Genomic DNA, 298 nt, shown 5'->3' with positions numbered 1-298 from the left:
TGGTAAGCAAATGCCAATCTATTTTGTAAGTAGCGACGAAGACTATATGCAGCGTGCGTTTGAGCAGGCCAGAGAGAGCTTTAGATATTTTTGGCGTGAGGTTTACTGGGAGCGCCACAGGATCGTACCTATGCTTGATTATGCGATGGTAAAAATTTGCTTCTTAGATGTCGTAAATGGCGAAGAAGTCGGCGAGCACATGTGGATAGACGATGTGGAATTTGACGGCGAAACGATATATGGTACGCTTATAAATGAGCCAGATAGCGTACAAAACGTGAAATTAGGCGATCAAATA

General features: G+C 43.3%; 1 protein-coding gene. It reads left to right on the top strand.

Features of this window, described 5'->3' with window-relative positions; translation table 11 throughout:
• Positions 1-298: DUF2314 domain-containing protein (locus A3223_RS07505; RefSeq protein ID WP_257639275.1), on the top strand; the 298-nt coding region annotated here is incomplete at both ends.

The sequence above is a fragment of the Campylobacter concisus genome, from assembly GCF_002092855.1.
Taxonomy (GTDB): Bacteria; Campylobacterota; Campylobacteria; order Campylobacterales; family Campylobacteraceae; genus Campylobacter_A; species Campylobacter_A concisus_AI.
Note: the sequence above shows the minus strand (reverse complement) of the source record. Positions and strands in the feature narration are given on the sequence as shown.